This window comes from Flavobacterium sp. UBA2787 (assembly GCA_002352205.1).
Lineage (GTDB): Bacteria > Bacteroidota > Bacteroidia > Flavobacteriales > Flavobacteriaceae > Flavobacterium.
Window position 1 is genome coordinate 76,230 of record DEHZ01000011.1, and the last position, 22,752, is coordinate 98,981.

At 35.1% G+C, this 22,752-nt stretch carries 23 protein-coding genes and 1 tRNA gene; 5 read left to right on the forward strand and 19 right to left on the reverse strand.

Annotation, left to right across the window (positions count from 1 at the left end; genetic code table 11):
* Window positions 1–86: 86 nt before the first annotated feature.
* The 9 genes from B4N66_RS10400 to B4N66_RS10440 all read right to left on the reverse strand — a co-directional run bounded on the left by B4N66_RS10400 (window position 87) and on the right by B4N66_RS10440 (window position 8,626).
* Entirely contained in the window at window positions 87–968 is an 882-nt protein-coding gene (locus B4N66_RS10400; protein WP_291094581.1) for an SDR family oxidoreductase, read from the reverse strand.
* Between the two features lie 74 nt (window positions 969–1,042).
* Window positions 1,043–2,173, reverse strand: coding sequence for a methionine aminotransferase (locus tag B4N66_RS10405; protein ID WP_291094583.1), 1,131 nt, complete (start codon window positions 2,171–2,173; stop codon window positions 1,043–1,045).
* Between the two features lie 95 nt (window positions 2,174–2,268).
* A complete protein-coding gene (locus B4N66_RS10410; protein ID WP_291094586.1) occupies window positions 2,269–2,835 on the reverse strand; it encodes a GNAT family N-acetyltransferase in 567 nt (188 codons plus the stop codon).
* 73 nt (window positions 2,836–2,908) lie between these two features.
* Window positions 2,909–5,032 (reverse strand): methylmalonyl-CoA mutase, encoded by a 2,124-nt coding sequence (gene scpA, locus B4N66_RS10415; RefSeq protein ID WP_291094588.1) that lies wholly within the window; start codon window positions 5,030–5,032, stop codon window positions 2,909–2,911.
* 218 nt (window positions 5,033–5,250) lie between these two features.
* Window positions 5,251–6,603: a methylmalonyl-CoA mutase subunit beta gene (locus B4N66_RS10420; protein ID WP_291094590.1), complete on the reverse strand. Its 1,353-nt coding sequence runs from the start codon at window positions 6,601–6,603 to the stop codon at window positions 5,251–5,253.
* 3 nt (window positions 6,604–6,606) lie between these two features.
* Window positions 6,607–6,954, reverse strand: coding sequence for an FtsB family cell division protein (locus tag B4N66_RS10425; RefSeq protein WP_291094592.1), 348 nt, complete (start codon window positions 6,952–6,954; stop codon window positions 6,607–6,609).
* A 2-nt stretch (window positions 6,955–6,956) separates the two neighbouring features.
* Window positions 6,957–7,565, reverse strand: a complete 609-nt coding sequence (udk, locus tag B4N66_RS10430; RefSeq protein WP_291094594.1) for a uridine kinase — start codon at window positions 7,563–7,565, stop codon at window positions 6,957–6,959.
* Between the two features lie 76 nt (window positions 7,566–7,641).
* A complete protein-coding gene (locus B4N66_RS10435; protein WP_291094597.1) occupies window positions 7,642–7,839 on the reverse strand; it encodes a hypothetical protein in 198 nt (65 codons plus the stop codon).
* A gap of 709 nt (window positions 7,840–8,548) precedes the next feature.
* Window positions 8,549–8,626: transfer RNA gene (locus B4N66_RS10440), tRNA-Pro, on the reverse strand.
* Between the two features lie 165 nt (window positions 8,627–8,791).
* Between B4N66_RS10440 and trxB the strand changes: the two genes are divergently transcribed.
* Window positions 8,792–9,739, forward strand: coding sequence for a thioredoxin-disulfide reductase (gene trxB / locus B4N66_RS10445; protein ID WP_291094599.1), 948 nt, complete (start codon window positions 8,792–8,794; stop codon window positions 9,737–9,739).
* A 53-nt stretch (window positions 9,740–9,792) separates the two neighbouring features.
* Here the strand turns inward: trxB and B4N66_RS10450 are convergent, their stop codons facing one another.
* The 5 genes from B4N66_RS10450 to B4N66_RS10470 all read right to left on the reverse strand — a co-directional run bounded on the left by B4N66_RS10450 (window position 9,793) and on the right by B4N66_RS10470 (window position 14,159).
* Window positions 9,793–10,629: a GIN domain-containing protein gene (locus B4N66_RS10450; RefSeq protein WP_291094602.1), complete on the reverse strand. Its 837-nt coding sequence runs from the start codon at window positions 10,627–10,629 to the stop codon at window positions 9,793–9,795.
* Between the two features lie 202 nt (window positions 10,630–10,831).
* Window positions 10,832–11,572: a head GIN domain-containing protein gene (locus tag B4N66_RS10455; protein ID WP_291094603.1), complete on the reverse strand. Its 741-nt coding sequence runs from the start codon at window positions 11,570–11,572 to the stop codon at window positions 10,832–10,834.
* 2 nt (window positions 11,573–11,574) lie between these two features.
* Window positions 11,575–13,308, reverse strand: coding sequence for a PspC domain-containing protein (locus B4N66_RS10460; RefSeq protein ID WP_291094606.1), 1,734 nt, complete (start codon window positions 13,306–13,308; stop codon window positions 11,575–11,577).
* 5 nt (window positions 13,309–13,313) lie between these two features.
* On the reverse strand, window positions 13,314–13,643 hold the full coding sequence (locus B4N66_RS10465; RefSeq protein WP_112086973.1) for a PadR family transcriptional regulator: 330 nt from the start codon (window positions 13,641–13,643) through the stop codon (window positions 13,314–13,316).
* A gap of 90 nt (window positions 13,644–13,733) precedes the next feature.
* The gene (locus B4N66_RS10470) at window positions 13,734–14,159 is read right to left on the reverse strand and encodes a DUF4870 domain-containing protein (RefSeq protein ID WP_291094609.1); all 426 of its coding nucleotides are present in this window, start codon (window positions 14,157–14,159) and stop codon (window positions 13,734–13,736) included.
* Window positions 14,160–14,301: 142 nt separating this feature from the next.
* On the opposite strand from B4N66_RS10470, the gene B4N66_RS10475 reads away from it, so the two are divergent.
* Window positions 14,302–14,757, forward strand: coding sequence for a DUF4442 domain-containing protein (locus B4N66_RS10475; protein WP_291094612.1), 456 nt, complete (start codon window positions 14,302–14,304; stop codon window positions 14,755–14,757).
* A gap of 94 nt (window positions 14,758–14,851) precedes the next feature.
* Window positions 14,852–15,757, forward strand: coding sequence for a TIGR01777 family oxidoreductase (locus B4N66_RS10480; RefSeq protein WP_291094614.1), 906 nt, complete (start codon window positions 14,852–14,854; stop codon window positions 15,755–15,757).
* A 54-nt stretch (window positions 15,758–15,811) separates the two neighbouring features.
* Here the strand turns inward: B4N66_RS10480 and B4N66_RS10485 are convergent, their stop codons facing one another.
* Window positions 15,812–16,471, reverse strand: coding sequence for a YceI family protein (locus B4N66_RS10485; RefSeq protein ID WP_291094616.1), 660 nt, complete (start codon window positions 16,469–16,471; stop codon window positions 15,812–15,814).
* A 179-nt stretch (window positions 16,472–16,650) separates the two neighbouring features.
* Here B4N66_RS10485 and B4N66_RS10490 point away from each other — a divergent pair, with 179 nt between their 5' ends.
* Both B4N66_RS10490 and dnaJ read left to right on the forward strand, forming a co-directional pair.
* Complete coding sequence (locus B4N66_RS10490; protein ID WP_291094619.1) at window positions 16,651–17,226, forward strand: nucleotide exchange factor GrpE; 576 nt, start codon at window positions 16,651–16,653, stop codon at window positions 17,224–17,226.
* A 57-nt stretch (window positions 17,227–17,283) separates the two neighbouring features.
* A complete protein-coding gene (gene dnaJ, locus B4N66_RS10495; RefSeq protein WP_291094622.1) occupies window positions 17,284–18,396 on the forward strand; it encodes a molecular chaperone DnaJ in 1,113 nt (370 codons plus the stop codon).
* Between the two features lie 170 nt (window positions 18,397–18,566).
* Here dnaJ and B4N66_RS10500 read toward each other — a convergent pair whose 3' ends face one another.
* From B4N66_RS10500 to B4N66_RS10515, 4 genes are all read right to left on the reverse strand, one after another.
* Window positions 18,567–19,838, reverse strand: coding sequence for a PKD domain-containing protein (locus B4N66_RS10500; RefSeq protein ID WP_291094624.1), 1,272 nt, complete (start codon window positions 19,836–19,838; stop codon window positions 18,567–18,569).
* A gap of 244 nt (window positions 19,839–20,082) precedes the next feature.
* Window positions 20,083–20,739, reverse strand: coding sequence for a hypothetical protein (locus B4N66_RS10505; protein ID WP_291094627.1), 657 nt, complete (start codon window positions 20,737–20,739; stop codon window positions 20,083–20,085).
* A gap of 205 nt (window positions 20,740–20,944) precedes the next feature.
* Window positions 20,945–21,394, reverse strand: a complete 450-nt coding sequence (locus B4N66_RS10510) for a hypothetical protein (protein ID WP_291094631.1) — start codon at window positions 21,392–21,394, stop codon at window positions 20,945–20,947.
* 88 nt (window positions 21,395–21,482) lie between these two features.
* The gene (locus B4N66_RS10515) at window positions 21,483–22,631 is read right to left on the reverse strand and encodes a HEPN domain-containing protein (protein WP_291094633.1); all 1,149 of its coding nucleotides are present in this window, start codon (window positions 22,629–22,631) and stop codon (window positions 21,483–21,485) included.
* Window positions 22,632–22,752: the final 121 nt, after the last annotated feature.

Below are 22,752 nucleotides of genomic sequence, written 5' to 3' on the forward strand. Positions count from 1 at the left end.
CGATTATTTATGGGTTTTTCAACGTCAAGTTGTTAACAAATGTTAATTGTTTTGTGTACAATTAATTAGCTAAAAAGCGATGGATTTTATTTGCTCTTTTTCGATTTAATCATTGCTTCGAGCATATCCCACATATGTTCAGGAATTTGTTCTAACAAGTTAAATTGACCTGCTCCTTTGAGCCATTCGCCACCATCAATTGTAATCACTTCGCCATTAACATACGCAGAAAAATCAGAAACTAAATAAGCCGCCAAATTGGCTAATTCCTGATGATCACCTACTCTGTTTAACGGTACTTTTTTTGCCATATCAAACTTTTCGGCTAAGTCGCCCGGAAGTAATCGATCCCAAGCTCCTTTGGTTGGAAATGGTCCCGGAGCAATGGCATTACTTCGGATGCCGTATTTTGCCCATTCAACAGCTAAACTTCTGGTCATCGCTAAAACGCCGGCTTTGGCAGTGGCACTTGGAACTACATATGCAGAACCGGTCCAAGCATAGGTTGTGACAATATTCAAAATCACTGAACTTTCTTGTTTGGTATCAATCCAATGTTTTCCGAAAGCTAACGTGCAATTTTTGGATCCTTTTAAAACAATATCGATGATGGTATCAAACGCATTCGCGGATAATCGTTCGGTAGGAGAAATGAAATTTCCGGCTGCATTGTTTAGTAAAACATCCACTTTTCCTAAATTTTTTAATACTTCCTCAAGCATTGCTTCCACTTGTTCATAAAAACGAACATCGCATTGCAACGGCAAACAAGTTCCTCCGGTTTCCTTTTCTAATTCGGATGCGGTGGTTTTTAATTTATCTAAATCTCTGGAAGTAATGGCAACTTTTGCACCTAATTCTAAAAAGTATTTGGTCATCGCTTTTCCGAGTCCACTACCGCCTCCGGTTACAACAATTACTTTGCCTTCTAAGGCGTTATCACGGAGCATTTTTGCAGAAAAATTCATATAAAATATAGTTTTTTTGTAAAGATATTAATTCAGTTAAAGTATGAAATATTTTTAGCATTTAGCTAACAAAATTATTTTATTTTTAAAAGTCGTTCCGCTGCTTTCATTAACGTTTCATCATCTTTAGCAAAACAAAACCGTATGCGTTTTAAGTCGGTTTGATCACTATAAAATACCGAAAGCGGAATGGTTGCAACACCAAATTCGGTCACTAATCGTTTGGTGAAATCGATATCATTTTCATCGGAAATGTTTTGATAATAGGCAGTTTGAAAATACGTTCCTTCACAAGGCAACAATTCAAAAGCGGTATTTTTTAAAAGGTTTTGAAAGAAATCTCTTTTTTGATGATAGAGTTTAGAAACTTCTTCAATGTGAAAAACGTTTAAGTATTCATTAATCGAAGCTTGAGCCAAACTATTCACACTAAAAACCAAGTATTGATGTACTTTTTTGACTTCTTTTACTAAATTTTCAGGAGCGATTAAATAGCCAATTTTCCAACCGGTTAAGTGAAGTGTTTTTCCGAAAGAAGAAACAATCAAACTTCTGTCTTTTAGTTTTTCTCTGGTATTGATGGAAATATGCTTATTTTCAAACGTAATAAATTCATAGACTTCATCCGATAAAATCAATAAATCAGTATAATTTTCGATAATTTTTTCGAGTTGCATGAAATCATTTTCTGTCCAAATTTTTCCGGATGGATTGTGCGGATTATTCAAAATCAGCATTCGAGTTTTAGTCGATAAATGTTGGCTTATTGCCTCAAAATCGGGCGAATAATCTTCTTTTAACGAAATCCGAATTGGTTTTGCATTACTCAATAAAATCGGCATTTCATAACAATCATAACTCGGATCGAGGATAATAACTTCGTCTTGCGGTTGCACAAAAGCTTGAATTGTAACAAAAATCGCTTCGGTTGCACCGGCAGTGATTAAAATTTCAGTTGACGGATTTACTTTTCGCTGATAATGATCCAAAGTCAATTGACTAATTTTTTCCAACAGCGGCGGATAACCAGCCATCGGAGCATATTGATGAATGTCTGTTTTGGCTAAACGAGCCACAATTTCTGTCATTCGCACATCAATGGGGAAATTCGGAAAACCTTGCGAGAGATTAATCGCTTGATAATCGGTTGCCATTTTAGACATTATAGTGAAAATACTGATGGGCGTGTTGGGGAGTTTTGACATTTTTTAAAACATTTTTTTATTTTTTTAAAACCATTTAGAAATTAAGGTTCATTAAGAAATCCTATTTCTAAAAATTGGAAGTAAAAACAATAGGATTAAAATTTCTTAACAAAGTTCCGTTTTAAAAGTGAAAAAACCACTGAATCCCAAAATTTTCCATCCCAATATTCATTTTCCAAAAAATGAGCTTCTTTTACAAATCCGTTTTTTTCTAGCACTTTGGCAGAAACATAATTTTCCGGATCAACCACGGCTTCCACAGAATGGAAATTCAGCACATTAAAACCATAATCTAAAACGGTATTGATGGCTTCGCTTACGATTCCTTGACCTTGGTATTGCGGCAACAACATATATCCAATTTCCGACCGGTAATTTTCAGGTTGAATGCGATAATGACCAATGACACCAAGTAATTTCGGATTTCCTTTTAACGTAATCGCCCAATTGATTCCGGTGTTGTTGTCAATTTTTTCTATAATCATTGCGATGTGTTCCAATGCCATTTCGGGTGAAGTTACCAACGGTCTCGGAATGAATTTCATCGTTTCCGGATTGCCACGAAGTTCCATTACTTCGTTGACATCATCAACAGTAACCGCTCGTAACAACAAACGATTGGATTCTAGGATTGGGAATGGGGTGAAGGAGAGGGTGAGCATTTTTTTTGTTTTTGTAAATATAAAAAAAACACCAACCTCTCAGTCAGTGTTTTTCAAAAATATAATTTAGATATTAATCCTCTAGTAAAACCTCCAAAATACTAATCGCCGCTTCACTAATCTTCGTTCCCGGGCCAAAAACGGCAACTGCTCCGGCATCAAATAAAAATTGGTAATCTTGTGCAGGAATTACGCCACCTACAATCACCATAATGTCTTCGCGACCGTATTTTTTGAGTTCTTCAATGACTTGTGGCACCAAAGTTTTGTGTCCGGCAGCTAAAGACGAGACACCTAAAATGTGTACGTCGTTTTCCACGGCTTGTTTGGCTGCTTCTTGTGGGGTTTGGAATAGCGGACCAATATCCACATCAAAACCTACATCGGCATAACCAGTTGCCACTACTTTTGCACCACGATCGTGACCGTCTTGTCCCATTTTCGCAATCATAATCCGCGGGCGACGACCTTCTTTCTTGGCAAAAGCATCGGCTAATTGTTTCGCTTTTTCAAAGCTTTCGTCGTTTTTAATTTCTTTACTATACACGCCGCTAAAGGTTCTAATTTGTGCTTTATAACGTCCGAAAACGGCTTCTAAGGCATCACTGATTTCGCCAAGAGTTGCTCTGTTTCGGGCTGCTTCTACGGCTAAAGATAATAAATTTTCCTGACCTGATTTTGCAGATTCAGTCAATTTTGCCAAACTGGCTTTTACTTTTTCCGTATCACGAGACGATTTTATTTCTGCCAATCGTTCCAATTGTTGCTTGCGAACCATTTGGTTATCCACATCCAAAATCATCAACGGATCTTCTTTTTCCAAACGGTATTTGTTTACACCAACAATAATATCTTGACTGCTATCAATTCTGGCTTGCTTTCTGGCTGCGGCTTCTTCAATTCGCAGTTTCGGAATTCCGGCTTCAATGGCTTTGGTCATTCCGCCTAATTCTTCCACTTCTTCCATCAACGCCCATGCTTTTTGAGCAATTTCATTTGTTAAACTTTCTACATAATAACTTCCTGCCCACGGGTCAACTGTTTTGCAGATTTTAGTTTCTTCTTGCAAAAAGATTTGTGTATTTCGGGCAATTCGAGCAGAGAAATCGGTTGGTAATGCAATCGCTTCATCCAAGGCATTGGTATGCAACGATTGTGTTCCGCCAAAAGCAGCTGCAGCCGCTTCAATACAGGTTCGAGCCACATTATTAAACGGATCTTGCTCCGTTAAACTCCAACCCGAAGTCTGACAATGTGTTCGCAATGCCAATGATTTTTCATCTTTTGGATTGAATTGTTTGAGCAATTTTGCCCATAACATTCGACCCGCACGCATTTTGGCGATTTCCATAAAATGATTCATACCAATCGCCCAGAAAAACGAGAGGCGAGGTGCGAAGGTGTCAATATCCATTCCGGCTGCTAATCCGGTTCGAATGTATTCTAAACCATCGGCTAACGTATAAGCTAATTCAATATCTGCGGTTGCTCCGGCTTCTTGCATATGATAACCTGAAATCGAAATCGAATTGAATTTCGGCATATTTTTGCTCGTATATTCAAAAATATCGGCAATTATTTTCATCGAAGGAGTAGGTGGGTAGATGTATGTATTTCGCACCATAAACTCTTTCAAAATATCATTCTGAATCGTTCCGGAAAGTAAATGCGGAGCCACACCTTGTTCTTCGGCAGCCACAATATAAAAAGCCATAATCGGCAAAACCGCTCCGTTCATTGTCATGGAAACCGACATTTCGTCTAGTGGAATTTGGTCAAACAAAATCTTCATATCTTCCACTGAATCAATCGCTACGCCTGCTTTTCCAACATCGCCAACTACACGTTCGTGATCAGAATCATATCCTCTGTGTGTGGCTAAATCAAACGCAACCGAAAGTCCTTTTTGCCCTGCGGCTAAATTTCTTCGGTAAAAAGCATTGCTTTCTTCGGCAGTAGAAAATCCGGCATATTGGCGAACTGTCCACGGTCGGCGAACATACATTGTAGCATAAGGACCACGAAGATTGGGAGCAAATCCGGCACCAAAGTCAAGATGTTCCAAGTCTTTCACATCATCTTTGGTATAAAAAGATTTTAATTCTATGCTTTCGGCGGTTAGAAAATTATCATTTTCAGGATTTTCTAAAGCCTGATTTTTACTTTCTAATTTTATATGTTGGATGTTTTTTCTCATTTGTAAATCACTTTGAATGTAATTTCTAATTTTTTATCAACTCATTTATAATTAAGTAATAAGGTAGATAAAAAAGTATTATTGCAATTATGATACATAGTATCGAAATCGAAACTTTTTTCCAATTCTTGTAAGTGATTCCTATTATCAGGTAAATTAACCCAAAAATTATAGTAACCGCTGAAATAAACCAAGAAATGAAAAATAAGGTTTCCATATTATTCCGATGCTAACCGTTCATGTTCCAATTTCTCCGCCAATCTTCTTTCAATAATTGGCGTTACCAGTGTTTTTCTCGGATTATTTTTCACAAAAGGAAATAACTCTAACTCATTCGCCATTCTATCATTTTTATTCGGATATTTATTTGTTCCTAACAAAACTTCTTTTCCGCTATCAAATAAATCTTGCTCTTTTTGAGCACTTTCGTTGATTTTTCGTTGAATTGTGCCTTCAATCAATTGCGTAATCAATCCGCCATTGGCTTCAATATCTTTAAATAATTCTAATGCTTTTTCGGCTAATTGTTCCGTTAACGTTTCAATATAATAAGCTCCGTCAGCCGGATTATTCACCTGATTAAAATAACTTTCGTGTTTTAAAACCAACAATTGATTGCGTGCAATTCGATCACCAAATTCATTGTCTTTGTGATAAATGGCATCATAACCCAAATTCGAAATTCCGTCTGCTCCACCCAAAATCGCACTCATACATTCGGTTGTAGTGCGAAGCATATTGACGTTGTAATCGTATAAAGTTTTGTTGCGTTTGGTTGGAGTAACAACAATGTGACAATCGAAAGTGTGATTGTATTCTTTAGCCAATGAACTAAAAAGTAAACGCAAAGCTCGCAATTTAGAAATTTCAAAAAAGTAATTCGTGCCAACTGAAACTTCAAAAGTAATTTGCGACGAAATATTTTCAATTCGATTAAAATATTCATTCACGTGAGCTAATGAATAAGCCAATTGCTGCACAATATTTGCTCCCGCATTTTGATACAAATCCGTTTTACAACTTAAAAAAGGAATGTTTAAATCCGAAATTAATTTCAATTCATTAAAATCTTTTTCCAACGAAGCAAACCAATTCCCGTCTTTGGCTAATTGACCAACAGCATCTTGTAGAATGACGATTTTAAATTGATTTTGAGTTGAAAAAGCACCAACTTTTTTGACAAATTCAGCAGAAAGAAATAATAAATTAAAATAATAAGTCACATTCTCTTTCGGAAGATTCCCCATCAATTCATCCAAAGAAATAGCTTCACTTTCAATCGTAAATCGAACAGATTCCGCACCTCTTTTCAATGAATCAATCGCTCGTTCATTCGATTTTTTTACATCATAAACATAAATGTTCTGAATGATTTTAAATCCATTCGAACCTGATAATTCAAAATTAAAATCACATTCATCACTGTGATAAAAGGGTTTGACCTTAATTCCTTCCGGACTTTCCCAAACCAACGTTTCGTTATAATCTGCACCTTTGAGTTCATACTGAATTTGCTGTTTCCATTGTTTCGATGTAACTGGGTCAAATTCATTGAATAAATTTTCTGCCATAATTTATAGCGATTTATTATTTTCTTCTTCAATCATTTCCTCTTCAAATTCAATAATATAAATGTCTTCGCTGTCGCGTTTCATATAATATTTTTCACGAGCATATTTTTCAATTTGATCCGGATTGTTGAGTCGTTTAATGTCAAGACAATCTTTTTTAATTTCGTCTTGGTAGTATTTTTTATTGGTTTCCAGTTCATCGAGTTCTTTGTTCAAAAAACGATGTTCCAAATAAGAGTAATTATCAAAAAAAAGCATCCATAAAGAAAAGAAAATCAACACTAAAACATACCGGTTTCCGACATATTTAAACCAAGGATATTTCTCTTCTAAACGTTGGAAAAACTTCATAATTAAAGAATTCGTTGGTTAATTACAGCCCGAACAACGTCAATGGCAACCGTGTTGTATTTGTCATTCGGAATAATAATATCGGCAAACGCTTTTGTGGGTTCAATAAATTGTTCGTGCATCGGTTTCAACGTGTTTTGATAGCGATTAATTACTTCATCCATATCACGACCTCTTTCGGCAATATCACGTTTCAAACGTCTGATTAAACGCTCGTCTGAGTCGGCGTGAACATAAATCTTAATGTCAAACATATCCCGAAGTTCCGGATTGGCCAAAATCAAAATTCCTTCCACCAACATCACTTTTCGCGGATGCGTCACAATCGTATCGTCCGTTCGGTTGTGCGTTACAAATGAATAAACCGGTTGATGAATCACGTTATTGGCTTTCAATTCCTTCAAATGAGCCACCAATAATTCAAAATCTATCGCACGTGGATGATCAAAATTAATTTTTGTACGCTCCTCATAACTCAAATTATTCGTCTCCTTGTAATACGAATCTTGAGAAATAATTCCCACCTCAGTTTCCGGAAGTTCATTCATAATCTGATGTACAACCGTTGTTTTTCCACTTCCGGTGCCACCTGCAATGCCAATAATCAACATGTTTTTTCGTTTGTTTAAGTTCAACAAAAGTAGAAATTATAATCGCAAGAATTCACATTTTCAAATTAAAATTTAATTATTCTGCACGATTCTTTTTTCGTTTTCGCCAAACAAAATATAAAATAGTAACCACAACCGGAATCAAAATATAAATAATTACATCACTGGTTTCCGTTAATTCAACTTTACCCGTATCACCCGGAATTTCACTCGGTTTTTGAGCAAAAACAAATCCTGAAATCAATAGAATAAATAATCTTATATATTTTTTCATCTCTTTTTTGTTTTCAATTTACAAAATAATAAGCACAAAATCAAGAAGTTGTTAAAATCCCAATATCTAACAATCTAACAATCTAACAATCTAACAATCTAACAATTTTTTTAGGCGTGCCCCTCCGCAAGCTACAGGTCGGGCATTCCGCTACAAGTCCTCGCAAAAAACACCATTTTCTTCAACCCAAAAAGAGCTTCCGTCGGTCGCTTTTTTGGCTTGAGAAAATTGGCGTTTTTTGCTCCGGGCTTTCCGCTGCAGTCCCTCACGCGACTCAGTGGTAACCCAGTTTTTCAAGTGGAATTTTTTATTATGTTTCAAGTTTCAGGTTTGCTTCGCCAGTCGCCCTTTGGGCTCGTGTCAGGTTTCAAGCTTTCTCTCAATTTTATCATTTCAAAAGAATGTAAGTTTTCACTTTTTTAGAGTATCAATTTCCATTAAATAAGAAAATGTTCGCCTAACGAATCCGCCAAAATCCATTATAGCGAAGCTATCAAGATCAGTGAAAACCTGCGTTTTGCATTAGCAAATCCGTTCAACCTGCCTGCCGGCAGGCAGGTCCGTGTTCCATTTTTAAGTTTCTAATTGAAGTCTCAGTTCTCACCCAATTTTGTCATTCCGTAGGAATTTTTAAAATCATCAAAAACTTTTTGCCTTTCCTTCTTCGTGGCAAAAAAAAATCCCTCCCACGAAGTGGAAAGGATTTTGGTGGTCGGGGTGGCAGGATTCGAACCTGCGGCCTCCTGCTCCCAAAGCAGGCGCGATAACCGGGCTACGCTACACCCCGCATTCAAAACTCGAATGAGGGTGCAAATATAGAACTAAAATTAGTTTTACCAAACCTAATTTTAAATAAAATTATACTATTCAAAAATTATTAAAACTAATCAACAATTAAGGATTAATTTTTATTTAAAACTTACATTTGCATCGAAATTTAGAAATCAAAATTATGTCTGATACAATAGAAAAAGTAAAGTGCTTGATTATAGGTTCAGGTCCTGCAGGTTATACTGCTGCGATTTATGCTGCCAGAGCCAATATGTTTCCGGTTTTATACCAAGGAACACAACCCGGTGGTCAGTTGACAACAACTAATGAAGTGGAGAATTTTCCAGGTTATCCTGATGGCGTGACCGGACCGGAAATGATGATTCAATTGCAGGAACAGGCCAAACGTTTCGGAACGGATATTCGTGATGGTTGGGCAACCAAAGTTGATTTTTCGGGGCCAATTCATAAAGTTTGGGTGAATGATACCAAAGAAATTCACTGTGAAACTGTAATTATTTCTACCGGAGCTTCGGCAAAATATTTAGGATTGCCATCGGAGCAACATTATTTGCAAATGGGTGGTGGCGTTTCTGCTTGTGCGGTTTGTGACGGATTTTTCTACAGAAATCAAGAAGTTGTCATCGTTGGAGCAGGGGATTCGGCTTGTGAAGAAGCTCATTACTTATCAAAATTATGTAAAAAAGTAACGATGTTAGTGCGAAGCGAAAAATTCCGTGCGTCAAAAATCATGGAAGCGAGAGTTCGCAAAACTGAAAATATCGAGATTTTATTAAATACCGAAACCGTTGAGGTAAAAGGAGACGGACAAGTTGTAACTTCCGTTTTAGTAAAAGAAAGAACTACCGGCGTGGAAACTGAAATTCCGGCCACAGGATTTTTCGTTGCCATTGGACATAAGCCAAACACGGACATTTTTGCAGATTATTTAAACCTAGACGAAACAGGATATATCATCAATGTTCCGGGAAGAGCATTGACAAATGTGGAAGGTGTTTTTGTTGCCGGAGACGCTGCTGACCACGTTTACAGACAAGCAATTACTGCTGCCGGAACCGGTTGTATGGCTGCATTGGATGCCGAACGTTATTTGGCAAGTAAAGATTAAATAGAAATTATAGATAAAAAAATCCAACTGAAAAGTTGGATTTTTTTATGCTTTTATTTGAGAAGTTTTTTGTTCAATGATGATTCGTCTGCAAATCGTTTTATTTCTATGGTTGCGTTACCGTATAAATTTGTTTCGGATTTGCCGGAAGATTCTAAAAGGAGTTTTGTGGCTACTTGAACACTGTTTTTTGAACTTCCTTCTGCAATAACTGAAGCCGTTTGAGCAACCAAATTTTTTCCAATAAAATCGGAGCTGTTATCCATTCTTAGTTTTAAATCGTTGATGTCGCCTTCAATGTTTGCGGATGCTTTTTGATACATGTCGCATTTAAAATTGGAAGAACGAACTAAGGCTTTTATGTTTGTGTTTTTGCTTAATTCAAAAATAGCATCGTCGGATTTTAGATTGATTTCAATTTTTGATTTATCGTTAGCAATTAAAGTGAAATTAGCACAATCTGCATTTAAAAATAAACGTGAATCGTCATAACATTTGAAAGTAACTTGGCTAAGTTTTACATCTGCTAAAGCAGTTACATTGGCATCACCTTTGGCAACTAACATTTTAAAATCGTCGGTGTAAGTTATACGGATACTGGTTTTTTTTGCTCCGGAAATATTGTGTACTAATCCGATGCGAAGTGTAGTTCCGTTTAGCTTAATGTCAAATGATTCGTGCGTATTGTCGTCTGCTTCAATTTCGATGGAAGGTTGATCGCCTTTTACGATAAAAACATCAATGTCGTCTTCTACTTCAAGGCTGTCGAAGTTGCCAATTTCTTTTTGTGAGATGGTTACAATTTTAGAGGCTTTGAGTTTTTCTTTTTTTTGACTCCAAGTTACGGTGGGAAAAAGAATAGCAGCGAATAGGATTAGAAATTTTTTCATTTTGATGTAGTTTATAAAGCAAATATAAAAAAACATCCCGATTTTTAAACGGGATGTTTGTAAAGATATGATTTTTTGCACGCTTTTAGTAGCCTATAGTTCACTTTCTAGCCCTGACCGACCGGCTATCCCACGCTTTTGCGTGGATAATAGGGAGGGCAGGAACATGGATGGCATAGAAGCCCAAGCCACTCGCTCCTAATTAATTTGAACGAACCGAACCGCCTGATGAGGTTACTTTGGTCAACGTTTTAGGTGTGTTGTGGTATTTGATATCGCTTCCGCTAGAAGCTTTTGCGTCTAAACTCAAAATGGGATGTACATCGATGGAACTTCCGCTGGACGATTTGGCAGTAACATCGTTGGTTTGCAATTCATCGGCTTCGATGTCGCTTCCGCTGGACGATTCTGCTTCAAGTTTTAGGGCTTTTCCTTTGACTTCGATTTCGCTTCCGCTACTAGAATCGCATGTTAATTTTTCTACTTCCACATCAATTTTTATTTCACTTCCGCTGGATGCTTTTGTTTCAAGTGAGCTCACAACAAGAGTGTTTTTACTTTTTATAGAAGCTCCGCTTGATGTTCTGAGTGACTCTATGTTTGGCAACGAAACAAATACGGTTTTGGATTTGGTGTTTTTGACACTTTTTTCCATTGCGATTTTAAGAGTTCCGTCTACAATATCGGTTTTAATCAAGTCGATAATGTTGTCATCGGCTTTCACTTCGATTGATTTGGAATTACTTTGGGTTACTTCTACGTCAATTCCGTTTGATACTTCTATGTTTGTGAATTCACCGGATACGGGTCGGTTCACGGTTGTCACGTTTCCACTTCCTTTGACTGCATCTCCTAAATCAATAGAGTATTGACAAGAAGCGAATAGTAAAGCTGTGATTAACGCTACAATGGTTTTGGTAAGGTAAACGATAAACTTGATCATGGTTAGTTTGTTTTTATGATTACACCTTCTTTATTGATTTCTAAACCTTTGAAATCTCTTTTTTCTTCCGATTTATTAGTCTCTTTAATATGTATGCCATCTCGGTTGATTGTTACAGTTGAAGTAACAGAATCTTCATTGGAATTAAAGTCAACGTCGTTGTATTCGTTTTCTTCAATCGGGCAGTTCAAGCATTTGATTTGGTCTTTGGATACTTTGTATAAAAAACTGTCTGAACTAAAATGTAGATTGAAAAAATGGTTGCCCGATTGATCGTATTGTTGCACCGAACTGTCAGGTTTGATGATTGTGCCTTCGGGTAAGTAAAGAAACAATTCAACTTCCTGACTTCTGTATTTGTTTTTTAAATCGGTGATGAAATAATTGTCTAAAATTAATTTATTTCCTTCAAATTTAAAAGCATAATTTATTTTTTCTGCTCTTTTCTTGGCTTCAGTCATTGATTTTCCTTCTGCTCTTTTTTCAATTTGCAAATAAGGTTGTGCTTCATCGGTGTAAATAAGTTCTATGCTGATGTCGTTTGAATAGATGATATCGTTACCATTCTCATCTTGAGTCACTTCAAAATCATTATAGTGAAAACCTTTGGCATAATAGTCGTTGAATTTAAACTGAATGTTTAATGTATCATTTGGCATCAGATTTAATGTTTCTTTTTGCACAATTTTACCGTCATACGCAATTTCTGTTGCTTGTTTTATACCGAATGAAATTAAAATTCCTACTGCAATTAACCATAATGCTAATAACGTGTACTTTGCAACATTTCCGATTGATCTCATATTGGTAATCAGCAGTTTTAATCCTAAAATAAGAAGGAAGAAAAACGGAATTCCAATGGCAAGAATACCTAGTATAACTACCAACCAAATAGGGAATTCGCTTACGATTACTGCATCATAATAACTTTGCCATGGCATGTCAACAAAAGTGGTTGAACCGAATGTAAACCCACCAATCAATACGCCACCCAATACAAATATTGAAAATATTAAAATGATTGCTCCAATAAATTTAGCGAAAATGTTGAAAATTGTCATAAACACTTCACCTATTGCAGAACCTACTTTTTCTGCTCCGGATTTAGCTTGGTTTCCCATTTTTGCATAATCAGCATTTTCTACTTTATCTGAAAAAGAGGCAAATTCTTCACGAACTTTTTTTTCGATGTTGCTCAAATTTACCGGTTCTCCGGTCATTTGAAGTTTCTCGGTAGTGGTTTGTGCTTTAGGGATTAAAATCCACAATAAAATGTAAAGCAAGATTGGAAATCCAACTCCGGCAATTACGATTAACACTAACGCTAAACGAATCCACAACGCATCAATACCAAAATAATGACCTAAGCCGGCAGAAACTCCACCTAAAATGTTTTTATCAATATCGCGGTATAATTTTTTAGAAGATTTTGTCGTGTTATTAAAGTTAGATTGAGTAGCTTCTCCTTCTTCTTCAATTCGGTAATCTTCAGGCTGACCCATTACGGCGATCATAGCATCAACATCTTTGAGGTTGATAACTTGTTTGTCTGCTTCTTTGTTTTCGGTAAAAATTTCCGAAATTCTCATTTCGATGTCTTTCATAATTTCATCTTGACCGGATGAGTTAGAAAGCGAACGTTTTATAGCATCGAAATAACGATTTAATTTTTGAAAGGCATCTTCGTCTATGTGAAAGAATAAACCTCCTAAATTTATATTTACTGTTTTGTTCATGACGATTATTTTTGATTGGTTATGGTGTTCACAGCGTTTGATAATTCTCCCCAAGTGCTGTTTAGTTCGGTTAAAAATTGTTTTCCTATTTCGGTGAGTGCGTAGTATTTTCTAGGCGGTCCCGAAGTTGATTCCTCCCAACGATAGTTGAGTAATCCGTCATTTTTTAATCTGGTTAGGAGCGGATAAACCGTGCCCTCCACAACCAACAATTTAGCGTTTTTCAAGGTGTCTAAAATTTCAGAGGTATAGGCTTCTTTTTCTTTTAAGACTGAAAGTATACAGAACTCTAAAACACCTTTTCGCATCTGGGCTTTTGTGTTTTCAATATTCATAATTCATGATAAGATTTTTAGTTTAACTAATTCGTTTTTTTGATTTGATTGATTTGCCTTTCGGCGATGATTGATTGATGATTGAAACTCTTATTTAATAAAATTGATTGTAAACGGATATTTGTAAACTGATCCTTCGTTAGCTCTCACGGTTCCTAAAATTACTAAAATGAATTCTGCAATGGTCCAAATTCCTAAAACGGATGCAGCGATAATACCAACTGTGATTAAATCAATCGGAATAACATCGCCACCTGCATTTTCAATTTCGATGTAGTTTGCTATTGAGCCAATAAAAAAGATACCTAATACAATGGCAATAACTATACTGTATGCCAAAATACTTAAATGAAAATTGACAACTGCTTTTCCGTTTTCATCAACATATTCAGATTGATGTTTCTTTGTTTGCCAAATAATCAAGGGAACTACTATTCCTGCAAAAGGAATAAGATACTTTGCAAATGCACTTAAATGCAATAATGCTGCTGTTGTTTTTTCGTTTTGTGATGTCATAATTAAAAGTATATAATAATATCCTATGCAAATATATGTCTAAAAGAAGGTATTGTGTTACGCATAGTACTGATATTTAACATAAAATTAACAATTTAAAATTATAGAAATAAAGCTTATATTTACCAAAAATTCAGTGTTTATGCAGTTTACAGCCGGAAATATCAATACGTTTTTATTTTTCAAATTACCTTCCGCTTTTTGGTGTGGCGTTAGGGCAAAATCGTTGGATAGTGACCAATGTACAGTGACAGTGAAGCACAGATGGTTTAACCAAAATCCTTTTAATTCAATGTATTTTGCAGTTCAGGCAATGGCTGCAGAACTTTCAACGGGAGCTTTAGTGATGTATCAAATTAAGAAAAGCGGGAAGAAAATATCCATGCTTGTAGCCAATAACAAAGGTAACTTTACTAAAAAAGCTACCGGAAGAATCACTTTTGTTTGCCAAGACGGACATTTAATTGAGCAAGCCATTCAACAAACTATTGCCACAGGCGAAGGTCAAACCTTCTGGATGAAATCCATCGGGAAAGATGAAAAAGGTGATCAAGTTTCTGAAATGGAATTCGAATGGAGTGTTCGTATAAAACAATAATTCATTCAAATTGTATTCGTTAACAACCCTTAAACTAATCCTAATTAACTTTACTTTTAGACCGATTGCCTGTAACTTTGTATAAAAATAAGCTATGAAAATATTAATCACAGGTGCTACTGGACTGGTTGGTAAAGAATTGATTGCCCTGTTATTAGAAAACGGAAATGAAATTCATTACCTCACAACTTCTAAATCTAAAATCGAAAGTAAACCGCATTATCAGGGTTTCTATTGGAATCCGGAACAAAGTTTTATTGATGAAAATTGTTTGATGGGCGTGGATGCCATCATTCATTTGGCCGGAGCAACCGTTTCCAAACGTTGGACAACAAATTATAAACAGGAAATTATTGAAAGCAGAACACTTTCGTCTAATTTATTATACACGTGTTTAAAAAATCATCCCAATCAAGTGAAGCAAATTGTTTCTGCTTCTGCGATTGGATTTTATCCTGACAGTCTAATGCAAATTTATACTGAAGATAATAAAAGTGTAGATGACAACTTTTTAGGACAAGTTGTGTTAAAGTGGGAGGAAAGCGTTGATGTCTTCAGTCGACTAAACATCAAAGTTTGTAAACTTCGAACAGGTTTGGTTTTATCCAAAAAAGGCGGAGCATTAACCGAAATGCTTAAACCCATCAAAATGGGATTAGGTTCTCCTTTTGGTTCAGGAAAACAAGTGCAATCGTGGATTCACGTGGAAGATTTAGCCAAAATGTATCTCTTCGCCATTCAAAACCAATGGGAGGGAACGTTTAATGCTGTGGCTCCCAATCCGGTTACCAATGCCGAATTAACGAAAGCCATCGCCAAAACCATAAATAAACCATTGTTTATGCCTAATATTCCCAAGTTTGCTATGAAATTAGTGCTGGGAGAAATGCATCAATTGCTTTTTTCGAGTCAAAATGTTAGCTCGGAAAAAGCAGAGAAAAACGGATTTCAATTTCGTTACCGCGATTTAACCAAAACATTAGATAACTTATTAGCATAAAAAAAGCTCCTCGTAATTGAGGAGCTTCTTGTTTAAAGTAAGATGAAGTAATAATTATTTCGTAGCAGTAACACTAACTTTTAATTCGATTTCGTCATCAACAAATTTATCTTTTAAATCATCAAAAACAGATTTTGAAGCGTAGTTTACACTCCATTCTGTTCTGTTAATTTTGAATGATTCACTATTCAACATCACAGTATCTCCATCAACAGCAATTGTAGCCGGGAAAGAAACTGGTTTTGTAATTCCTTTTAAAGTTAAGTTACCTGAAACTGTAGTAACTGCATCAACTGTTGCAACAGAAGTGATTTCAAATGTTCCTTCTGGGAATTTTTTAGTATTGAAGAAATGATCAGCATCTTCTTCTTTTCCTAATCCTTTCAAGTGACCTTCTAAATCTTCTTTTCCGTCGCCAGCTTTTAAGTCTAAAACAGTAATACTGTTCATGTCAATTGTAAATTTACCGCTTTCAACTTTTCCGTTGTTTAAAGCCAATTCTCCACTGGAAAGAGCAATTGTTCCATTATGTTTTCCTGCCGGTTTAGAACCAACCCACTCGATAGTAGATTTTGTAGCATCAACTTTGTATGTGCTGGCAGTTTCAGTAGCAACAGCTGCGTCAACCGGTTCAGTCGTTTCTGCTTTTTCGTTTTTACAAGAAGTTAAAGAAAGTGTAGCTAATACTACTAAGCTTAAAATGATTTTTTTCATAGTTTTTAAGATTTAAGTTTGAACAAAAGTAGAAAACCAACAGGGAGTTTATTCTTAAAGAAATATTAAATTTTGGTTATTTGATTTTAAAGTAGTGAGTTGAAAAAATAATTTACGCTGACAATTTGACATTTTTAAACAAATGGCAGTACTTTTGCAATCCAAAATCCATCAACAAAATGTTCAAAAAATTTTTTAAGAATATGAATCAGGAGAATACAGATAATATCGAAAAGGAAATTAATGAAAATGAAGTTTCAACCGAGCAAACGCAAGAGAATTCAATACCTCCGGCTGAAGAATTGTCAAACGAAGAAAGATTGGAAGAGGAATTAGCCAAAGAAAAAGACAAGTTTTTACGCCTTTTTGCCGAGTTTGAAAATTTTAAAAGAAGAACAGCCAAAGAACGAATGGATTTGTTTAAAACTGCCAACCAAGAAGTTTTACAAGCCATGTTGCCGGTTATGGACGATTTTGACAGAGCAATGATTCAAATTTCTAAAACAGAAGATGAAACGTTGTTAAAAGGTGTGGAATTAATTCACGAAAAATTAAAATCAACGCTTGTTTCCAAAGGATTAGAGCAAGTTGACATTAAGGCAGGCGACGATTTTAACGCCGATTTTGCTGAAGCGATTACGCAAATTCCTGCTCCATCGGATGATTTGAAAGGTAAAATTGTTGATGTGGTTGAAAAAGGATATAAATTAGGCGATAAAATAATCCGTTTTCCTAAAGTTGTAATTGGTCAGTAATGAGTTGTTGCGACTTTTCTTTGTGGAAAAGGAACTGAAAATTTGGAATTTTAAATTATGAAAAAAGATTATTACGAAATACTAGGCATCTCCAAAAGTGCTACTGCAGAGGAAATTAAGAAAGCCTATCGCAAGAAGGCAATCGAGTATCACCCTGATAAAAATCCCGGAAACAAAGAAGCCGAAGAAAATTTCAAGAAAGCTGCAGAGGCTTATGAAGTTTTGAGCGATCCAAATAAAAAAGCAAAATATGATCAATATGGTCATGCTGCTTTTGATGGAAATGGCGGATTTGGTGGCGGTGGCGGAATGAATATGGATGACATCTTCAGTCAGTTTGGTGACATTTTTGGTGGTGGTTTTGGCGGTTTCAGCGGATTTGGCGGTGGCGGAGGTCAGCGACGAATGAAAGGAAGCAATTTGCGAATTAAAGTGAAACTAACTTTAGAAGAAATTGCCAATGGCGTTGAAAAGAAAGTCAAAGTAAAACGTAAAATTCAAGCTCCGGGAGTCTCTTATAAAACGTGTGGAACCTGTAATGGTTCGGGTCAGGTTTTGAGAGTAACCAATACAATTTTGGGTAGAATGCAAACGGCAACTACGTGTCCAACCTGTGGTGGAGCAGGACAATCGATTAGTTCGAAACCTGCGAATGCCGATGCTCAAGGAATGATTTTGGAAGATGAAACGGTATCCATCAAAATTCCGGCAGGAGTGGTGAATGATATGCAATTAAAAGTTTCCGGAAAAGGAAATGATGCTCCGGGCAACGGAATTCCGGGCGATTTGATTGTTGCGATTGAAGAAGTAGAACACGAATTTTTGAAACGTGAAGGTGAAAATCTTCACTATGATTTATATATCAGTGTGGCCGAAGCAGCTTTGGGTGTTTCCAAAGAGATTGAAGCCGTGGGCGGAAAAGTGCGAATTAAACTGGAAGAAGGAATTCAATCCGGGAAGATTTTGCGATTAAAAGGAAAAGGAATTCCGAGTATTAATTCGTATGGAAATGGCGATTTGTTGGTACATATAAATGTTTGGACACCAAAGACTTTGAACAAAGAGCAACGCCAGTTTTTTGAGAAAATGCTCACGAATGAGAACTTCATTCCGCACCCTGAAAAAACAGACAAATCTTTTTTTGAAAAAGTTAAGGATATGTTTTCATAATTTGAAAAAAATATTTACATTTGAACTTTACTAGGAAACTAGTAGATTCTTTTTCATAGCAATTTTTCCCATCCTTGTGCAAATAAGGGTGGGTTTTTTTTTGGTTTTGAATTACCATGAAGATTGAAATCCATGAAGTTAGTTTCAGACATTGTAAAAGCAGTATGCATTTATTTTTTCACAATTTTAACCGAAGAATTAGAGCTGTCATTAACCTTTAAAAAGTAAACGCCATCCGTTAAATTGGAAAGATCATGAAATGTCTTTAGTGAGTTGATATTTGCTTTCACAACCATTTTTCCCGTGATATCAATTAAATAGAAGGATTTTCCAATGTACTCTTCTGAAGATTCAATCATTATAAAATCATGTGTCGGATTCGGGTAAATTTGTACTTCTTTTTTTGGATTATCTACTTCTCCCAAAGATAAAGTAGTCACTATAACTGTTTGAGCATAAGTAGCCGTTTTTCCACATGATTCTACCGTTAATTCAATGGTAAATTCTCCCGTAGTTGTATAAGTATGCGAAGGATTTGTCTCTGTGGAAGTCGTTCCATCCCCAAAATTCCAGTGATAGGAAGTAGCGTTTTCGGAGGTGTTCGTAAGCGAAAATTGTCCGTCACCCAATTCTTCAACCACAAAATTAGCAATCGGGTCATATTCGCCAATGTGCCATTCTAAAAGTTGGTCAAAAACAATCACTTTAGCAGCCGTTCGAATAGCCGTGGCTACTTCAGTTGAAAGTCCGGCAGTAAAGGTAATTTGCTCAGGATTTTTTCGGAATAAAGTGGCATAAAAACTACACGCAGAGGCATAAGTTCCGGCCACAGAAGGGTGACTTCCATCGGAAGAGTATAATTCGATGGTTGGATAATTAGCTCTGATGTATCGCCAAACGGCACCCACCGGAGAAAGGATCGCTTCATTTTCTTCCGCCATAAAACGGTAGCGTTCATTTAATAAATCATCCATGCCGGTGTAGGTGCAAACCGGTGGCCAATTGACACAATTGGAAGCATCGCCGTTTTTTCTTCCCCAAGTCATGTAAAAAACGGTTTCCGCACAGGGGTTTTGTTGGTTGATAAGATTATTTAACTGTTGAGCATACGGATACACTTGGTTTTCAACTTGTGAATCCGGAAAGGATGGGAGTTGACTTTGTTCTTGCAAGACCACATAATCCCAATTGCCTTGAGCTATTTTGTTTAGCGAAGTAGCATTGGTGCTGTGACCCATAAACGTGTAACCGCCGGGTGTGTAGCTGTCATAAATCAAATCATCGCCGGTGGAGTTAGCGACATTGTCAATCATTTGTGGTAAATTATTGGAAGCGGTATAACTGTTTCCCAAAAATAAGGTGCGTTTCGTACTGTTTTGTCCGCACATGATGGAAAAACAACCAAAAAAACTCAACCATACTAAGTGTAATTTTATCTTCATGTTCAATGGATAAGCATTTACAAGGCGGAAGGTACAAAAAAATGGGTTGAAATGATTTGTTAAGTGAGCGGTTTTTGAGATACCTCGAAGTCGGGAGAATTCAGAGAGAGGAGATTTACTTCCGTAGAGCTGTGTTCACCGTGTCATTTCGACCAGAGGGAGAAATCACTTAAAGTTGTTAACGAATCTTGCTTAGTGTTATGTGATTTCTCCTGCGTCGAAATGACACAAGCGGACGAATATTCTACCTCGTCAACACATTGACCATTCCATCAGCTCCTCTTTTTCCGAAAAGAGAAACGCTTTTTTGTTTTGGAATAATTTGAATGTCTTTGATTTCTAATTTTTCCAATGTTTCCAAAAGTGTGTTTTCTGAATATTTAGTTATGGAATTATTAACTTGTAAAAGTGGGTTTTCACCGATTTCATTTAGCTTTATTTTTTCTTCAATAAAAAGTTTTACGTTATACTTTTTTTCTCCTTTTTCATTGATGGTGTAATGATTACTTTCTATAATTTTAAAATCATTTTCTCGAATGATTTTCCAGAATTTTTCAGCCCATTCGCCTTTGTCCCAAATTTCTTTTTTGTCGTTTAATGATTTTTCTATCAATGATTTTTCAGTTTTTTGATCAATTAGTATTTCTAATAGAAAAATCATTTCAATTGACGATTCTGCAATTTCAAATCTTTTTATAAAGGTTGAATTATAATCTTTTAAATCTATTTCGCTTTCTTGAGCCGTTTTTATAAAGTTCCATAAAACTAATGATTCTAATTTTTGAATACTATCATTGAATGCTTTTTCAAATTCTAGTTTAGGAAGTTTTTTCATTTTCTCAATACTTTCATTTTGAGAAAAAGTAAAGAAAGGGATGAATAAAAAAAATAGTATTTTCATATGGTTTTTAAATTTTTACTTACAACGATTTAAATAAGTTTATGTTGTTGTGGTTCAGTACGCGATTACGAAGAACATTGTTGACCGTGTCATTTCGACGTAGGAGAAATCACATAAAGTAGAAAACGTATTATTTATAAGCGTTATGTGATTTCTCCTGCGTCGAAATGACACAGGCTGGAGACTTTGAATATGAATTTAATTTTCATATTCTAAAATTTATGAAATCAGGAATTTTTGTATCGTTTTCATTTTCCCAACTCCTAAATGTAAAATCTTCAAGCTTACTTTTTATATCAATAGCTAACTCCAAATTAGTTTGTTCGCAAAAAGCTAGTATTGTGGTATAGCCAATAATTGTTGGGTTTGTATCAGTGCAAACTCTTCCTTCTACTTTTTTTATTGTAACTTTCCATTTCTGACTGCTATGTAAAAAAACAAATTCTAATCCACTTCTAACTGCTTTTTTCCAAGGTTCATACCCTTTCGGAGGAACACTTTCTAGGTATCCTTGTCTTGTCCAACCTACGCCAGTATATTCTTCAATAATTTCATTTTCACTTTCGCTCTTTATAATTTCAAGATTTATTATTGCAAAAAAAGGTTTTCCATTTTTTATTTTAAGAAATTTAAAATCTAATTTTTCATCAATCATTTTTGTGGATTTTTAGAAAGTTTTCATTTTGAGAGTTTTTCTGCGAAGTCGTGAGACTTCGTTGAGCGGATGGCTACATAAATTGGACTTATTTCTTTTTTTCTTGTTTGAATCCAGTTGGAAAAAATTCAAATATAAGTTCATGACTTAGATTTACATTGTTAGTTCTTAAATACAAATCATTATTCATATAAAAATAGAAAATATAAATAATCAAGTTTTTTAATTCAAAAAAAAGTTCATCATTTTTAATATCTTTGAAAAAGGGTTTTGCAGAAAAATTAAAGTCAAAAAGTGTATTACCATGAACAATTTCATTCCGTAGAGAGAAACATTTTTTAATAATTTCTCTATTTCTTTTCATTTCACTTATATTTTGCGAAATAATTAAAGGCACTACAAGCGAAACATAATCATTTGATATGTTTTTACCAAAAAAAGTTTCTAGTGTAAATACTAGTTTAATAAAGTTTGTTGAAGTTACATAATTACTTTTTAATGCATCTAAGAAAAAGTGAATTGAATTAATATCTTTTACCCAAAATCTTGAAGTTTTTTGCATTAAATAATTCAAATTATCATTTTTTTCTTCATAAAGAATATAATGAGATAGCAATTCCATTCTATTGGTTTCATAAAAATAATTCTCATTTTCAATCACCAGAGAAAAGCCTGAAAGATTAGGTTTGTCTGTGAAACTGAACGAATATGTATGAGTTAAAAAGTTTAAATGTAAATTGAAAGTTAAAAACTGGATAAATTCAGAAACAATTGATTTTATTATGTCAGACTCTCTCGAAGATTCAAGATTTTCTTTAGTAATATGTTCAAAAACTTTATCGTAATTTTTCTCATCTTTATATTCTAAATTTTTAAGGATTACTTGTTTTGTTTCAAATTCAACCTCGACAACTCCAATTCGAAGAGCTTCAGATATTCCTGATGAAATTATTTTTAGTTGTTCAACTTTTCCAAGTTGGAAATATTCGTTTAGGATTATCTCATATTCATGAAAATTTGAATATGGTGAATTTTGTATGTGAAAATTTACTTTTAATGATTTTATTTTTTCTAAATCTTCCCTTTCAAATTCATAGTTATACTCTGTTCGATATCTCTTCTTTTTCCATAATTCATTTTCAATAAAAATACTTAAATATGATGTCAAATCAAACGAAAAATCTTTTCTTGATGTGCAATCAATATTTGTATGCGTAAACCATAAAAATTTTCTCATTATGTTTAATTTAAGTATTCAATACTTTTTCCTTTCAACACCTTTAATAATCATCTTATAAGTAACTTTAACTTAATTTTTTTGTGATTTGGTTTATTACTCATTAACAAAATTATAATTC

Excerpts from the sequence above, each read along its gene's own strand:
- B4N66_RS10400 (WP_291094581.1), bottom strand. The coding sequence starts at position 968 with ATGAATTTTTCTGCAAAAATGCTCCGTGATAACGCCTTAGAAGGCAAA.
- B4N66_RS10405 (WP_291094583.1), bottom strand. The coding sequence starts at position 2,173 with ATGTCAAAACTCCCCAACACGCCCATCAGTATTTTCACTATAATGTCT.
- B4N66_RS10410 (WP_291094586.1), bottom strand. The coding sequence starts at position 2,835 with ATGCTCACCCTCTCCTTCACCCCATTCCCAATCCTAGAATCCAATCGT.
- scpA (WP_291094588.1), bottom strand. The coding sequence starts at position 5,032 with ATGAGAAAAAACATCCAACATATAAAATTAGAAAGTAAAAATCAGGCT.
- B4N66_RS10420 (WP_291094590.1), bottom strand. The coding sequence starts at position 6,603 with ATGGCAGAAAATTTATTCAATGAATTTGACCCAGTTACATCGAAACAA.
- B4N66_RS10425 (WP_291094592.1), bottom strand. The coding sequence starts at position 6,954 with ATGAAGTTTTTCCAACGTTTAGAAGAGAAATATCCTTGGTTTAAATAT.
- udk (WP_291094594.1), bottom strand. The coding sequence starts at position 7,565 with ATGTTGATTATTGGCATTGCAGGTGGCACCGGAAGTGGAAAAACAACG.
- B4N66_RS10435 (WP_291094597.1), bottom strand. The coding sequence starts at position 7,839 with ATGAAAAAATATATAAGATTATTTATTCTATTGATTTCAGGATTTGTT.
- trxB (WP_291094599.1), top strand. The coding sequence starts at position 8,792 with ATGTCTGATACAATAGAAAAAGTAAAGTGCTTGATTATAGGTTCAGGT.
- B4N66_RS10450 (WP_291094602.1), bottom strand. The coding sequence starts at position 10,629 with ATGAAAAAATTTCTAATCCTATTCGCTGCTATTCTTTTTCCCACCGTA.
- B4N66_RS10455 (WP_291094603.1), bottom strand. The coding sequence starts at position 11,572 with ATGATCAAGTTTATCGTTTACCTTACCAAAACCATTGTAGCGTTAATC.
- B4N66_RS10460 (WP_291094606.1), bottom strand. The coding sequence starts at position 13,308 with ATGAACAAAACAGTAAATATAAATTTAGGAGGTTTATTCTTTCACATA.
- B4N66_RS10465 (WP_112086973.1), bottom strand. The coding sequence starts at position 13,643 with ATGAATATTGAAAACACAAAAGCCCAGATGCGAAAAGGTGTTTTAGAG.
- B4N66_RS10470 (WP_291094609.1), bottom strand. The coding sequence starts at position 14,159 with ATGACATCACAAAACGAAAAAACAACAGCAGCATTATTGCATTTAAGT.
- B4N66_RS10475 (WP_291094612.1), top strand. The coding sequence starts at position 14,302 with ATGCAGTTTACAGCCGGAAATATCAATACGTTTTTATTTTTCAAATTA.
- B4N66_RS10480 (WP_291094614.1), top strand. The coding sequence starts at position 14,852 with ATGAAAATATTAATCACAGGTGCTACTGGACTGGTTGGTAAAGAATTG.
- B4N66_RS10485 (WP_291094616.1), bottom strand. The coding sequence starts at position 16,471 with ATGAAAAAAATCATTTTAAGCTTAGTAGTATTAGCTACACTTTCTTTA.
- B4N66_RS10490 (WP_291094619.1), top strand. The coding sequence starts at position 16,651 with ATGTTCAAAAAATTTTTTAAGAATATGAATCAGGAGAATACAGATAAT.
- dnaJ (WP_291094622.1), top strand. The coding sequence starts at position 17,284 with ATGAAAAAAGATTATTACGAAATACTAGGCATCTCCAAAAGTGCTACT.
- B4N66_RS10500 (WP_291094624.1), bottom strand. The coding sequence starts at position 19,838 with ATGAAGATAAAATTACACTTAGTATGGTTGAGTTTTTTTGGTTGTTTT.
- B4N66_RS10505 (WP_291094627.1), bottom strand. The coding sequence starts at position 20,739 with ATGAAAATACTATTTTTTTTATTCATCCCTTTCTTTACTTTTTCTCAA.
- B4N66_RS10510 (WP_291094631.1), bottom strand. The coding sequence starts at position 21,394 with ATGATTGATGAAAAATTAGATTTTAAATTTCTTAAAATAAAAAATGGA.
- B4N66_RS10515 (WP_291094633.1), bottom strand. The coding sequence starts at position 22,631 with ATGAGAAAATTTTTATGGTTTACGCATACAAATATTGATTGCACATCA.